We start from the raw sequence: 12,113 nt of genomic DNA on the forward strand, positions 1-12,113 counted from the left end.
TTTACCCATCAACTCAGTCCCGCCTGAGGTATACCCGTACTTCCCGTATCGAGGCACAATTTCTATCTTTGTATCCCAAGACGGTCGCGGTGACCAGCGCGGTGACCTCGGCGACCTATCCGATTGGCAGCAGCACGAAGTGACGGAAGAGAGCGAATATGGCAAGGATCATTGGTGGTATCGGCACGTCCCATGTACCCACGATCGGGTTGGCGTACGACAAGGGCAAGCAGAACGACCCGGCATGGGCACCCCTCTTCAAGGGCTATGAACCGGTGGCGCAGTGGCTGGCCGAGCAGAAGCCCGACGTGATGGTGATGTTCTACAACGACCACGCGAACAGCTTCTTCTTCGACTGTTATCCGACGTTCGCGCTCGGCGTGTCGCCGAATCACGAATTCGCCGATGAAGGTGCGGGCAAGCGTCCGTTGCCGGACATTGCCGGTCATCCGGATCTCGCGATCCATATCGTCGAGCAACTGGTCGCCGACGAGTTCGATCTGACGGTGTTCCAGGACCGCGCGCTCGATCACGGCGTCAATTCGCCGCTGTCGCTGATGCTGCCGCATCAGGGCGGCTGGCCGCTGGCGCTGGTGCCGCTCGAAGTCAACGTGCTGCAGTATCCGCTGCCCACCGCGAATCGCTGCTACCGGCTCGGCCAGGCGCTGCGTCGCGCGATCGAATCGTTCGAGCAGGATCTGAAGGTCGTGGTGGTCGGCACGGGCGGGCTGTCGCACCAGGTGCACGGCGAACGCAGCGGTTTCAACAATACCGAATGGGACATGGAGTTCCTCGACCTGATCGTCAACGATCCGGAGCGTCTCGCCGCGATGAAGCATGTCGACTACGTGCGCCTCGGCGGCGCGGAGAGCGTCGAGACGATCATGTGGCTCGCGATGCGCGGCGCGCTCGGCAAGAAGGTCCGCGAACTGCATCGCAACTACTATCTCGCGACCAGCACCGCGATGGCCGTGACGATCTACGAAGAAGAGGTGGCGTAATGAATCCGCAACTGGTTGGCGTCGAGGAATTGACCGGCACGTATCCGTTCGATATCCGCCAGAGCATGAAGGCGATGCGCCTGAACCGCTTTTTCTGGCAGATGCGTGAAGCGTCGGCGCGCGCGCTGTGGCTCGAAAACCGCACCGCCTCTTACGATGCGGCCGGCCTGACGCCGGAAGAACGCGCGCTGGTCGACAACACCGACTGGATCGGCCTGATCCGCTATGGCGTGTCGTTCTTCGTGCTCGAAAAATTCGCGCGCGTGGTGAAGATCACGAATCTCGGCGTGTACGCGAGCATGCGCGGCGAAACGCTCGAAGCGTTTCTGAAGACTCGCCAGGTACCCGACGCCGTTTGAAGGCCGGGCATCGAAGGGGCGCATCGAGGCGGCACTGTCCGCTGGGCAAGCCGATTTGAAGTTCCGATGTGTAGTCCATTCCAGGGAGAGGGGAGATGGTCAGCAAGTTCGGCATCAGCGAAGGGGGTTTGGACCGGCGGCTGAGAATCGCGGAGTCCGGTGCACCGGATCGCGGCGCGACGTTGCGCGCGGGCGTGATCGGCGGATTGGTCGGCGCCGTGGTGATCTGGATTTACGAAGCGCTCGTATGGGTCGACGCGCAGCATCTGATGCCGCTCGCAGGCATTCCGCGCAATGCGACGGGGCTCGTGTTCGGCAAAGACGTGCAGGCATCGCTTGGCATCTGGGCTTATATCGTCGGCACCGGGATTCACTTTTTCTTCGCGATCGCGTGGGGCGTGCTGTTTGCGGCGATCTGGCCGTACTTCCGGCGGCGCGGCTATGAAGCGACGCTGGTCGCGCTGTTCTATGCGGTGATTGCGTGGATCGTCATGCATGTCGCGATCATGATCGCGTCGAATAACCATCCGGACTATTTCGACCCGGCCGTGATCATCGGCGGGTTCATGTCGCACATCTTTTTTACCGTGCCGTTGGCTTTGACCGTCAAGCGGCTGATGGCCGAACGGCGGTATTGAGGCGTTTCGGCAGTTTGATTCGGGTCGTTCCGAAATGGAAGCCGGGTTCGATCGAGCCCGGCTTTTTTAATTTGGACGCCGCACGGCGACGATTCCCGCCCGCAATTAGGCTCTTGCATAAGTTGCGGACCGCAACTATATTGATTGCGCAACGCAACCGATAGCGAGCCCCTCATGGATCTGATCGACGCCCCCGCCAAGTCCCGCGACACCACCATTCTCGAACTCCGCGAATTTTCCCGCCGACTGGTTCGCGAACTCGGCTTCATGCGCACGACGATCGCCGACAGCGATCTGGCGCCCTCGGCCGTTCATGCGGTGATCGAGATCGGCATGTCGCCGGGCATCAGCGCCAAAGATCTGGCGACCATCCTGCGGCTCGACAAGTCGAATACGAGCCGCCAGATCGCGAAGCTCGAAGCGAGCGGACTCGTCGAGCGCACCGTCTCCGTCGACGATGCCCGCTCTTCCGAGCTGTATCTGACGGCCGAGGGACAGAAGCTGCGCAAGAAGATCGACCAGTTCGCGACCGACCGCGTGTCCGGCGCGCTGCGGCGCATGGTTCCGGCAGACCAGCAGACGCTGGTCCGTTCTCTCGCGCTTTACGCGGACGCCCTCGCGCAGGGTGAGGTCAGCAAGGTCGCGGCGACGGAAGCAGGGTCCGCGGGAATCGTGCAAGGTTATCAACCCGGCTGCATCGGCGACATCGCGAGTCTGCACGGGCGCTATTACGCGGAGCACTGGGGTTTCGGCGCGTTCTTCGAGAAAAAGGTCGCGACGGAACTGGCGGAGTTCGCGGGCACCTTGCCGGCCGAAGGCAAAGGGCTTTGGCTATACGTCGAAAACGGCCGCACGCTCGCTTCCGTCGTAATCGACGGGGATAACGACGCGGGTGTCGCGCATTTGCGCTGGTTCATCGTCGACGATTCTTTGCGCGGCTCCGGGGTTGGACGGCAATTGCTGTCGCATGCCATGCGTTTCGTCGACGAGCGATTCGACGAAACCTATCTATGGACTTTCAAGGGCCTCGACGCGGCGCGCCATCTGTACGAGTCGTTCGGCTTTCGGCTCAGCGAAGAATCGGAAGGCGCGCAATGGGGAACACGCGTCGTCGAGCAGCGTTTCAACCGGCTTTCCGCAAAGGAAGGCGGTGCCGGTACTGCGTGATCGACGCAGCAAAGAACTCGATACCTTCGGTCAGTGCGCGACGACGGTCGCCGCGATCCGGTCGGCCAACTCACCGAGCACGCGGCTCAATGCGGCCGCCTGCGCGGGCGCATCGTGTCCGTTGATCGCGGAGTCGAGCGTCAGCGGCTGTCCGTTCGCAGGCGGGCAGTGCGTTGCCAATGAGATTTCGCCGATCATCCCCTCGACCCCCAGCGCCGTTGGACGCGTGAATGGACGGCAGGCGCGCTGGCACGCGCCAGCTCCTTATCCTCCAGTAGCATCGCGCGTTCCCGGGCGACCTCGGCGCGCCGGGCAGCCGGGACGGTAGGCGGCCGCGGTGTGGCGAAGCGGCTCAAGTCGGGCGAGTGGGTCCGGTCCGCTTCGCGTTGCAAGCTTGGCGGGAAGCCCGGTTTGGTGTCCGGCGTCGCTGTCGGAGCGTTGTCTTCGAGCGGGCCGCTTCCCGGCGGGGTGAGATCGTCGGGGCCCTCGGTGAGCCCTCGGTGAGCCGTTAGGGATCTCGGCTCAACCGCCCGCAGATCCGCCCGCTGACGGAGCGGCGTCGGCAATGATCAGCAACCGCGAAGACAGCGCGTCGGGATGGCCCGGCCTGAACCAGTTCATCTCGGGAATGCGCGAATCGGTCAGGTAGATCGTGCCGTCCGGCCCCTCCGCGAACGAATCCGGCCAGCGCAGGCCGCGCTCGTGCAGCAGCGTCGTCAAGGTCGTGCCGTCCCATACCTTCACCGCGTGTTCTTCCACCGCGGTAATCAGCAGGCGTCCCGTCCGGTCGATATGCAGCCCGTCGGCGGGGCGATGCTCGAGCACTTTCTCGACGCGCTCGCCGACTTCGTCGGTCGCGAGCGCGGTGTCGCGAAGCGCTTCGGTGGGGACGCGATAAAGCGTTTTGCCCTTCAGCGCCTGCCAGTACAGATACAGTCCATCATGGGTCAGCGCGATGCCGTCGGCCGAAGCATCGACGCCGCGTCCGTCGGGACGGCGCAACGGCGCGCCGGCTGCATGGACGGTGACGTGCGGATCCGTTTGCGTCGACGGATGCCCGTCGAGCACGCGGCGCGCTTGACCGGTGCCGAGATCGACCACCACGATCGCGCCGCGTGTTCCGGAGTCGGTGATGTAGGCGAATTGGCCGTCGGGACTGATGCGCACGTCGTTCAGATAACTACCCTGAGGTGCGATCTCGAGCGTGAACGCGATGCAGCCGGCGACGCTATCCGTCGCAAGATCGATGCGGACCAGTTTGGGGGCGCCCGGCACGACGAACGCCTGGGCGGGCGCGCCGGGGTCGAGTACCCACAGATTGTTTTGCGAATCGCACAGCACCGCCTGCACGCAGACCCAGCGATCCTGCGGGTTCAACTCGTCACGCCTCGCATTGCGCCAGCCGTTCCATCGGTCGTCGGGATACGGACGGACGTCGCCATCGGGAGTGAGTACGCCGACGGAGATCGGCGCGTCTTCCGTCCAGCGCGGGAAGTTGACGAAGATGCGTCCGTCTGCGGCGACGGCGACGCCGCTCACCTGGTGCCCAAACGACGCAATCTCGCGTAGATGCGGCCGCGAGCCGTCGTCACCGATGCTCGATGCAGGCGCGGCGGTCAGCGGAACCCGATCCGCGGCGGGTGGCGTGGCGCTGTCTTTCATGGGCGTCTCCGGAACAGGATGAAAATGTCCGTATTCAGCAAAGCAAATGCCGCGTGCGAAGATAAAGTGAATCGTAATCCGCGAATCTTTCGGAAGGTATTCAATGTGAATTGCGGATCGCCCTTTATGCAAATTGTTTGACTTTCGCGCGAGCAGAGAACGGCTGGGCGCGCAATAGGGAAAGCCGAGTCGTCGCGCAGCGTCCCACGCGACCTGGCGCACCAAAAGGTCGTGTCGGTACTGTGTCATTCGGGGTGAAATGAATCGATCCTCGGCGGCTCGCGGAGCCGCCGTACCGACCGGTCCACTTCGGCAACTTTGACTCCCAGGGTTTCTCCTGCCTCGCATTCGGAGCCGCCGTGTCACTCGTGCGCTACACCGCTCATTTGCAAAGAAAAAATAATGCCGACGTCTAAGGAATGTGCTAAAAAATATCAATTGCACGCGCAGACAAATAGCCAAGCATGCAAGTAATAATTTCGGCTTTCAATACTCTTAATCGGCCGTGAGGTGGATCATGAGAACAAAGGCGCTTTGGGGGTTCGGGGTGACGACGGTCGCTTCGGTGCTGACGCTGCAGTGTTATCCAGCGTGGGCCGACGGACCCGAAGCGGCGTATGCGTCCGACGAGGTGCCGGCCGGCTCGCTCAGTCCGAACGAGTACAAGGTCAATGCGGACGGCATGAAAGAAGATCCGACTGCGAAGATGTCGGACGTGGCTCGCGCGTATCGCAATGGCTATATCAATCGCGGCAAGCAGGATCAGGCCGATTACCAGGCCATGATCGACTCGCACAATCACGGTCAACGGCAACCCGCCAAGACCGACGTCGCACGGGTCGACGTGCCGCCGCTGCCGGCGGGCGTCCCCGAAGACGACAACTCGAAGTACACGAGTATTCCGCCGCAGCCTCAAAGGCCGCAGCCGGTCCAGTACGCGCAGCGTCAGGTGCCGCAACCGCCGCCGCAACAGCAATATCAGCAGGTGTACCAGCAGCCGCAATATGCGCCGCCGCCTATGCAATACCAGCAGGCACCGGCCTACGCGCAGATGCAACCGGTCTACGACAACCAGCCGGTGTACGTGCGGCAGGACTATCCTCAGCCGCCTGTGCAGTACGTGCCGGTTTATCCGCAGGCGCAGCAATACGATGAAATGCCGCAGGTCGTGGAAACGGTCGTTCAACCGGTCGCGCCTGTCGCTTATCAGGTTTATCGTCCTCCGGTCTATTGGGCGCAGCCGCGCGTGTATGCGTATCGCGCGCCGGTATATAGCTATCGTATGTGGCGTTGAGGTGTCGCGCGAGTCGTGGCGGCGTTCCGCAATAATGGAGCGCTGCAGCGAATGCTCGCGCGCATCGATTGAATGGTCGACGGAAAGTACTCAGCCCGGCGCATTCGCGTCGGGCTGAGTACTTTCTTCTATTCGCTTTGCACTAGTGACCGCTGGCGCCTCTCGTGCGCACATTCAGACGGTTATTCACCTGTCGGACTCCGCGCACCGATCTCGCGACATTGCTCGCGCGTTGCACCTGGGCGCGCTGCGGCACCCAACCGGTCAGCGTCACGATACCGCGGCGCGCTTGCACGTGAATCCCCGTTGCATGCAGGTTCGGTGTGCGCGAGAGCGCGCGCCGCACATCGCGGGTGAGTTCACTATCGGGTCTGTTGCGAGCCGGCGATGCCGCGATGGATTGGCTTTGCGCGGATGCATCGTTCGGCATGCCGCCACTGGTTTGCGCATTCGCACAGGTCGCAGTGCCGATCACAATCGCTGCCGCGGCAATTGCGCCGATTATGGTGCTCGCGCTGTCTTTTCTCACACGTCCTCCTGTACCACCCGGTTTGAACAGCGCGCGAAGTTCTCACTTCTCGCGAGATGTCGTGCATGCGATCGACGTGATCGTCGAGTCGCGCGACGGAATCCGCGAAATACTTCGCGCGTGCATCGAGATGAAACGCCAGCAACGCGACCACCAGAATGACGAGCGCGGCCGGAACCATCACCACCGCGAGCGATTCCGGCCCGATGCCGCTCGCCGCGCCGCAGCCATGCCAGTGTAGTGCATGCCGCTCATCGCGATGCCCATGAGCGGCGCGGCCCCGATGCGTTCGCGGGTCACCTGCTCGCGCTTCTCGGTGCGCGGCGTATGGGTGCTACACGGTGCCACGGTCGAAGCGGCAATCGTAAGCGAGTACCTTTCACGAGATTTGATCGTTTCTGACTTTGCACGGTTGGGATACGATGTTGCGCTTCATCGATCTGAAAACCACCGCGCGGATGAGCTTGCTCGCGCAAGCGCCGTCGGCCGCAGAAGGACGCCAATGAAATCGAAACTTTCTATTCGCGACGGCAATCCCGACGAATTGGCCAGACTGGGTCAATTGCTGGTCAAAGTTTATGCCGCGCTGCCTGGCTTTCCGAAGCCCGACGAACAGCCGGGCTATTACGACATGCTCGCCCATATCGCCCGTTTCACCGAAAAGCCGGGCACGCGTGTGCTGGTCGCGCTGTCGGAATCGAATGAGCTGTTGGGTGGGGTCGTGTACTTCTCCGATATGGCGCAGTACGGATCGGGCGGAGCCGCGACCGCGGTAAAGAATGCTTCCGGTATCCGGCTGCTCGGCGTCGATCCGGAATACCGCGGCCAGGGCGCGGGCAAGGCCTTGACGCTCGCGTGTATCGACCTGGCGCGTCAAAGCGGACACGCCGAGGTCGTTTTGCATACCACCAGGGCGATGCAGTCGGCGTGGGCCATGTACGAGAGCCTCGGCTTCGTGCGCTCGGAAGATCTGGATTTTTCCCAGCAGGAATTGGCGGTATATGGGTTCAGGTTGAAGCTCGGCGGCAACTGACGCCGCTGAGGCCCCGTGAAGGCGTTCCGGCTATTGCGGTTGCCGGTCGCCCAGTAGCGCATCCGTCGTGACGACCGTGCAGTACTCGTGATCGAGATTCGCGAGTGACATCGCATGGACGTCGTCGGCGCTGCGCAGCGTTCCGTTCCAGTCGGTCCGCGCAAAAGTGAAACAGCCGTCGGCCACCAGATACGTATCGAAGCCGAGGTTGCCGGCCATTCGCACCGTGGTCTCGACGGAGTTGTTGGTGATGACACCCGCCACGACCAGCGTCGTCTGGCCGGCGGCGCGCAGGCGCTCCTCGAGTGCCGTGCCGATGAACGCGCTATTCGTGCATTTCGCAATCACCGGCTCATCCGGCAACGGCATGTTCGACGCCTTGAATTCGTGTCCTGCCTGACCCGGCCGATAGTGCGACGCGGGCTCCGTCGAGTCGTGCCGCACATGCCACACCGGCCAACCCCGGCTGCGCCAATGCGCGAGCAAGCGGCTCACCTGCGTCTCGGCTTCGGGATTGTTGCGCTCGCCCCAACTCGGATCATCGATCGCGCGTTGCAGATCGATCAGCAACAGTACAGCGCCGGCGGAAGGAGTGGGGGAGCGCATGGGGTGAATGAGTCTGTGCAGGTGTCGATAGGGTTCCGGCAGACTTTACCGTATTGCCGCAATCGATAGCCTGTATGATGGCGGGCTCGCGCCCGGACCAGCGTCCCGCGCGGGCGGCTTGCGCGGATCGCGCGCCGTCTGCCGCGCCCACCGGGCGGCAACGCATCCATTCACGATGACCCAGAGGAAGACCGCCATGACGGCTGCAACGCAATTCGACCAGGTTTCTGTTGTCAAACGAGCCAACGTGTACTTCGACGGCAAGTGCGTGTCGCACACCGTGCTGTTCGCCGATGGCACGCGCAAGACGCTCGGCGTGATCCTGCCCGGCACACTGAACTTTGGTACCGACGCCCCGGAACTGATGGAAGTGCAGGCGGGCAAGTGCCGCATCCGCCTCGACGGCAGCGATGAGTGGAAGACCTATGGCGCGGGCGAATCGTTCTCGGTGCCGGGCAAGAGCCGCTTCGATATCGATGTGGTTGAAACGCTGGACTACGTTTGCAGCTATCTGTAAGCGGTTTTAGAGCGCGTGCAATGGGATAACAAAGACCTGTTGCACGCGGCGAGGACGGTTGGGGCAATGGGCCCACTCTTTCCTTTCAAAGAAGTTGAAGCGACAACACGCTCGCATTTGCGAGTGCATGCGTGAGCCAGGTGCTCAGAACGGGCCGTCCGTTACGCTTGGCTTCGACGATGAACACTGCCGCCAGCACCACTGCACCCAACAGAATGGTCACGACCGCACGATCGACGTAACCGTGCATCAGCGTGAACAGTGCAATCGACCCCGCCGCGGCAACCCGCCACGACAAACGGAAGACGCCGTTGATGAGTCGAATGGGCAGCCATTGCCCGACGATCGTCTCCAGAAACGGCATCAGGATCACGATAAAGAACAGCTGGACCGGAATCGGTTTACCGGCGAGCGGGTTTTGATGTGGTGCCGGCGCGCCCCATAGCGCGTATTGAGCGAATATCAGCGCGATCTGCCCAAAAAACATGATTGCCGCACCGCCGATTATCAGCCCCCATCGGGGCAGCTCGCTCCAGCTTCTCTTCGTTAAAACCGACAGCGCGTGCAATGTGGGCTCCGTTCGCGATTGCCGGGATCTTACGCCGTCTCTTTCGCCAGGATCTCCTCGATCACCTGCATGAATTGTTCGACCGGCTGGCCGCCCGTCACCAGATAGCGACGGTTGAAAATGATCGACGGCACCGATTGAATGCCCATTTCCTGATTGTTCTTCTCCGCTTCGCGCACTTCACCGGCATACGCTCCGCTCGTCAGCACTTCGCGCGCTTCGCTGGCGTCGAGTCCGACCGACCGGGCCGCTTCGACCAGCACGTCATGATTGCCCGGATTCTTGCCCTCGGTGTGATACGCGCGCAATAGCGCGAGCTTCAGCGGCAACTGTTGGCCCTTCAGGCCGGCCCAATGCAGCAGACGGTGCGCGTCGAACGTGTTGTAGGTGCGGGTGCGCGGTCCGAAATCGAAGCCGACGCTCGCGCCGCGTTCGCGGATCATCGTCTGCGTTTCGGCGATCTGCGCGGCCGTGCGGCCGTATTTCTTGCCCAGATACTCGACGATGTCTTCGCCGTCCGGTCCCATCTGCGGATTCAGTTCGAACGGATGCACGACGATGCGCGCGTCGATCTTGTCCTGAAGCCGCGCGAGCGCGAGCTGTAGCGACGACAGGCCGATCGCGCACCACGGGCAGGCGATGTCGGAAACGAAATCGATGGTGAGCTGCTGTTTCATGGTTGTCCCTGGGGCAATGAAGTGCGGTGCGGCCGGACCAATGCGGCCGCAACGATACCGACAGCGTAGCGTGAATCGTGCGCCCGTGCAGTGCCGCCGAATTTGACCGCAAGACCCGGAGTGTTTTCGCGCCACCACGCTCTTACACTAGGGCCTGTTCACGCTAATAACGGGCTTGCGAACGTTATTAGCGTGAACAGGCCCTAGGGTCATCGAGCTATCTACTTTCACGGCGCCGGCAACGAGCCAGGTCGCCCACTCACCGACGATGAACGCAATTGCCCCCACCCAAACCATCGGCCAACGTGTCGACGCACTCGACTGGCCGCGGATCGAACACGATCTCGACCAGTACGGTTGCGCCGCCGTTCCGCAACTGTTGACGCCGCGCGAATGCGACGCGCTGAGCGCGCTTTATCCACGCGACGCGCTCTATCGCAGCCGCATCGTGATGGCGCGCCACGGCTTCGGGCGCGGCGAATACAAGTACTTTGCGTATCCGCTGCCGTCGCTCGTCGACGGCTTGCGCGGCTCGCTGTATCCGCACCTCGTGCCTGTCGCGAACCGCTGGAATAGGGCGATGGGCATCGACGTGCGCTATCCGCCTGAGCACACGGATTTCATTCGACGCTGCCATGACGCCGGCCAGTTGCGGCCGACCCCGCTGATCCTGCAATACGGCGAGGGCGATTACAACTGCCTGCATCAGGATCTGTACGGCGAACACGTTTTCCCGCTGCAGGTTGCGGTGCTGCTGTCGGAGCCGGGACGCGACTTCACCGGCGGCGAGTTCGTGATGACCGAGCAGCGTCCGCGCATGCAGTCGCGCGCCGAAGTCGTGCCGCTCGCGAAGGGCGACGCGGTCGTGTTTACCGTGAACAGCCGGCCCGTGCAGGGTACGCGTGGGCCGTATCGCGTGAATCTGCGGCATGGCGTGAGCCGCCTGCGCTCGGGACATCGGCATACGGTCGGCATCATCTTTCATGATGCGCTGTGAGGACCGCGGTCGGCGCAATGGCGTAACACTGCGCGCCGTGAGACGATAACGGCCACGGTTGCAGCGATCCGCCGCCATTGTCGTAAGACCCGTCGTCTCGTCCCATGGAAAACCTGCTCAAGAAGCTCGATCTCACTTCGCTGCGTCTGTTCGTCGCCGTTTGCCAGGAGCGCAATATCGCGCGCGCGGCGGAGCGCGAGTTCATCGCGTCGTCGGCAGTGAGCCGGCGCATTGCCGAGATCGAGGCGCTGATCGGCCTGCCGGTGATTCAGCGGCAGTCGCGCGGCATTACCGTGACGCCGGTCGGCGAAACCGTGCTGCGTTACGCGCTCGCGATCATCGGCAATATCGAGCAGATGAGTGCGGAGTTGTCGCGCTTTTCGACGGGCGTCAAAGGGCGCGTGCGGGTGGTCGCGAATCTGTCGTCGATCGTGCAGTTTCTGCCTGAAGACGTGGCCGCGTTCGGCCGCGCGTTCCCCGATGTATCGATCGAACTCGAAGAAGAAAACAGCGCGGACGTGCTGCGTATCGTCGACGAACATGGCGCGGACTTTGGCATCTGCAATCCGGTCGCGGGCAGCGAGGCGTTCGAGCAGGTGCCGTACCGCCAGGACCGGCTCGCGGTGCTCGTGCCGGGCGGGCATCGGCTCGCCAGCGTGGCGCGGGTGAGCTTCGACGATCTGCTGCATGACAGCTTCGTCGGCTTGCGCAGCGAAAGCGCGCTCACGCGTCTGCTCGCTCAGCAGGCGGCGAGCGCGGGCCGGCAGCTCGACGTGCGCATGCGCGTGAGCAGTCTCGATGCGCTGTGCCGGATGGTGCATGCGGGGCTTGGCATCGCGATCGTGCCCGAGCCGGTGGGCCTGCTCTACGTGAACACGCTCGACGTGAGGCTGCTGCCGCTTGCCGATGCGTGGGCGGAGCGTCATCTGATCATCATCTTCAAGGCGCGCGAGCAGTTGAGCGCGAGCGCGGCCGCGCTGGTGTCGTTCCTCGGCAATCAGCCTTAGGCAATCCCCCGCCCGCCCGCCGCAGAGCGGCTCCAACATCGAGCATTCGCGAAACGAG

General features: G+C 62.8%; 16 protein-coding genes. 10 read left to right on the plus strand and 6 right to left on the minus strand.

Translation table 11 applies throughout. The features are described 5' to 3' along the window. Positions 1 to 158: 158 nt before the first annotated feature. From L0U84_RS23765 to L0U84_RS23780, 4 genes are all read left to right on the plus strand, one after another. The gene (locus tag L0U84_RS23765; protein ID WP_233853116.1) at positions 159 to 1,001 is read left to right on the plus strand and encodes a gallate dioxygenase; all 843 of its coding nucleotides are present in this window, start codon (positions 159 to 161) and stop codon (positions 999 to 1,001) included. Next, the gene (locus L0U84_RS23770) at positions 1,001 to 1,360 is read left to right on the plus strand and encodes a protocatechuate 3,4-dioxygenase (RefSeq protein WP_233853122.1); all 360 of its coding nucleotides are present in this window, start codon (positions 1,001 to 1,003) and stop codon (positions 1,358 to 1,360) included. Before L0U84_RS23765 ends, L0U84_RS23770 begins: the two co-directional genes overlap by 1 nt. A gap of 95 nt (positions 1,361 to 1,455) precedes the next feature. Then, positions 1,456 to 1,998, plus strand: coding sequence for a hypothetical protein (locus tag L0U84_RS23775; protein WP_233853123.1), 543 nt, complete (start codon positions 1,456 to 1,458; stop codon positions 1,996 to 1,998). A 174-nt stretch (positions 1,999 to 2,172) separates the two neighbouring features. Continuing rightward, positions 2,173 to 3,165, plus strand: a complete 993-nt coding sequence (locus tag L0U84_RS23780) for a bifunctional helix-turn-helix transcriptional regulator/GNAT family N-acetyltransferase (protein WP_233853124.1) — start codon at positions 2,173 to 2,175, stop codon at positions 3,163 to 3,165. A 30-nt stretch (positions 3,166 to 3,195) separates the two neighbouring features. Here the strand turns inward: L0U84_RS23780 and L0U84_RS23785 are convergent, their stop codons facing one another. Continuing rightward, on the minus strand, positions 3,196 to 3,345 hold the full coding sequence (locus L0U84_RS23785) for a hypothetical protein (RefSeq protein ID WP_233853127.1): 150 nt from the start codon (positions 3,343 to 3,345) through the stop codon (positions 3,196 to 3,198). 342 nt (positions 3,346 to 3,687) lie between these two features. Further along, complete coding sequence (locus L0U84_RS23790; protein WP_233853129.1) at positions 3,688 to 4,827, minus strand: major royal jelly family protein; 1,140 nt, start codon at positions 4,825 to 4,827, stop codon at positions 3,688 to 3,690. A 517-nt stretch (positions 4,828 to 5,344) separates the two neighbouring features. Between L0U84_RS23790 and L0U84_RS23795 the strand changes: the two genes are divergently transcribed. Further along, the gene (locus L0U84_RS23795; RefSeq protein ID WP_233853131.1) at positions 5,345 to 6,121 is read left to right on the plus strand and encodes a hypothetical protein; all 777 of its coding nucleotides are present in this window, start codon (positions 5,345 to 5,347) and stop codon (positions 6,119 to 6,121) included. A 142-nt stretch (positions 6,122 to 6,263) separates the two neighbouring features. Here the strand turns inward: L0U84_RS23795 and L0U84_RS23800 are convergent, their stop codons facing one another. After that, positions 6,264 to 6,650, minus strand: coding sequence for a BON domain-containing protein (locus L0U84_RS23800; protein WP_233853133.1), 387 nt, complete (start codon positions 6,648 to 6,650; stop codon positions 6,264 to 6,266). 61 nt (positions 6,651 to 6,711) lie between these two features. Here L0U84_RS23800 and L0U84_RS23805 point away from each other — a divergent pair, with 61 nt between their 5' ends. After that, positions 6,712 to 6,891, plus strand: coding sequence for a hypothetical protein (locus L0U84_RS23805; protein ID WP_233853136.1), 180 nt, complete (start codon positions 6,712 to 6,714; stop codon positions 6,889 to 6,891). Positions 6,892 to 6,894: 3 nt separating this feature from the next. Further along, entirely contained in the window at positions 6,895 to 7,683 is a 789-nt protein-coding gene (locus tag L0U84_RS23810; RefSeq protein WP_233853138.1) for a GNAT family N-acetyltransferase, read from the plus strand. Positions 7,684 to 7,713: 30 nt separating this feature from the next. Here the strand turns inward: L0U84_RS23810 and L0U84_RS23815 are convergent, their stop codons facing one another. Further along, positions 7,714 to 8,289 carry a cysteine hydrolase family protein gene (locus L0U84_RS23815; RefSeq protein ID WP_233853140.1) on the minus strand — a complete coding sequence of 192 codons (576 nt, stop codon included), beginning with the start codon at positions 8,287 to 8,289 and terminating at the stop codon, positions 7,714 to 7,716. 196 nt (positions 8,290 to 8,485) lie between these two features. On the opposite strand from L0U84_RS23815, the gene ppnP reads away from it, so the two are divergent. Beyond that, entirely contained in the window at positions 8,486 to 8,806 is a 321-nt protein-coding gene (gene ppnP, locus L0U84_RS23820; protein ID WP_008917257.1) for a pyrimidine/purine nucleoside phosphorylase, read from the plus strand. Positions 8,807 to 8,891: 85 nt separating this feature from the next. On the opposite strand, the gene L0U84_RS23825 is transcribed toward ppnP, so the two are convergent. Together L0U84_RS23825 and L0U84_RS23830 are read right to left on the minus strand one after the other, a co-directional pair. After that, the gene (locus tag L0U84_RS23825) at positions 8,892 to 9,374 is read right to left on the minus strand and encodes a CPBP family glutamic-type intramembrane protease (RefSeq protein ID WP_233853150.1); all 483 of its coding nucleotides are present in this window, start codon (positions 9,372 to 9,374) and stop codon (positions 8,892 to 8,894) included. A gap of 29 nt (positions 9,375 to 9,403) precedes the next feature. After that, a complete protein-coding gene (locus L0U84_RS23830; protein ID WP_233853152.1) occupies positions 9,404 to 10,051 on the minus strand; it encodes a DsbA family oxidoreductase in 648 nt (215 codons plus the stop codon). Positions 10,052 to 10,319: 268 nt separating this feature from the next. Here L0U84_RS23830 and L0U84_RS23835 point away from each other — a divergent pair, with 268 nt between their 5' ends. Beyond that, the gene (locus tag L0U84_RS23835) at positions 10,320 to 11,048 is read left to right on the plus strand and encodes a 2OG-Fe(II) oxygenase (RefSeq protein WP_233853154.1); all 729 of its coding nucleotides are present in this window, start codon (positions 10,320 to 10,322) and stop codon (positions 11,046 to 11,048) included. Positions 11,049 to 11,152: 104 nt separating this feature from the next. Then, the gene (locus L0U84_RS23840) at positions 11,153 to 12,055 is read left to right on the plus strand and encodes a LysR family transcriptional regulator (RefSeq protein WP_233853156.1); all 903 of its coding nucleotides are present in this window, start codon (positions 11,153 to 11,155) and stop codon (positions 12,053 to 12,055) included. The last annotated feature ends 58 nt before the right edge of the window (positions 12,056 to 12,113 follow it).

Source organism: Paraburkholderia sp. HD33-4, assembly GCF_021390635.1.
In the GTDB taxonomy this organism is placed as follows: domain Bacteria; phylum Pseudomonadota; class Gammaproteobacteria; order Burkholderiales; family Burkholderiaceae; genus Paraburkholderia.

Excerpts from the sequence above, each read along its gene's own strand:
- L0U84_RS23765 (WP_233853116.1), top strand. The coding sequence starts at position 159 with ATGGCAAGGATCATTGGTGGTATCGGCACGTCCCATGTACCCACGATC.
- L0U84_RS23770 (WP_233853122.1), top strand. The coding sequence starts at position 1,001 with ATGAATCCGCAACTGGTTGGCGTCGAGGAATTGACCGGCACGTATCCG.
- L0U84_RS23775 (WP_233853123.1), top strand. The coding sequence starts at position 1,456 with ATGGTCAGCAAGTTCGGCATCAGCGAAGGGGGTTTGGACCGGCGGCTG.
- L0U84_RS23780 (WP_233853124.1), top strand. The coding sequence starts at position 2,173 with ATGGATCTGATCGACGCCCCCGCCAAGTCCCGCGACACCACCATTCTC.
- L0U84_RS23790 (WP_233853129.1), bottom strand. The coding sequence starts at position 4,827 with ATGAAAGACAGCGCCACGCCACCCGCCGCGGATCGGGTTCCGCTGACC.
- L0U84_RS23795 (WP_233853131.1), top strand. The coding sequence starts at position 5,345 with ATGAGAACAAAGGCGCTTTGGGGGTTCGGGGTGACGACGGTCGCTTCG.
- L0U84_RS23810 (WP_233853138.1), top strand. The coding sequence starts at position 6,895 with ATGCCGCTCATCGCGATGCCCATGAGCGGCGCGGCCCCGATGCGTTCG.
- L0U84_RS23815 (WP_233853140.1), bottom strand. The coding sequence starts at position 8,289 with ATGCGCTCCCCCACTCCTTCCGCCGGCGCTGTACTGTTGCTGATCGAT.
- ppnP (WP_008917257.1), top strand. The coding sequence starts at position 8,486 with ATGACGGCTGCAACGCAATTCGACCAGGTTTCTGTTGTCAAACGAGCC.
- L0U84_RS23830 (WP_233853152.1), bottom strand. The coding sequence starts at position 10,051 with ATGAAACAGCAGCTCACCATCGATTTCGTTTCCGACATCGCCTGCCCG.
- L0U84_RS23835 (WP_233853154.1), top strand. The coding sequence starts at position 10,320 with ATGAACGCAATTGCCCCCACCCAAACCATCGGCCAACGTGTCGACGCA.
- L0U84_RS23840 (WP_233853156.1), top strand. The coding sequence starts at position 11,153 with ATGGAAAACCTGCTCAAGAAGCTCGATCTCACTTCGCTGCGTCTGTTC.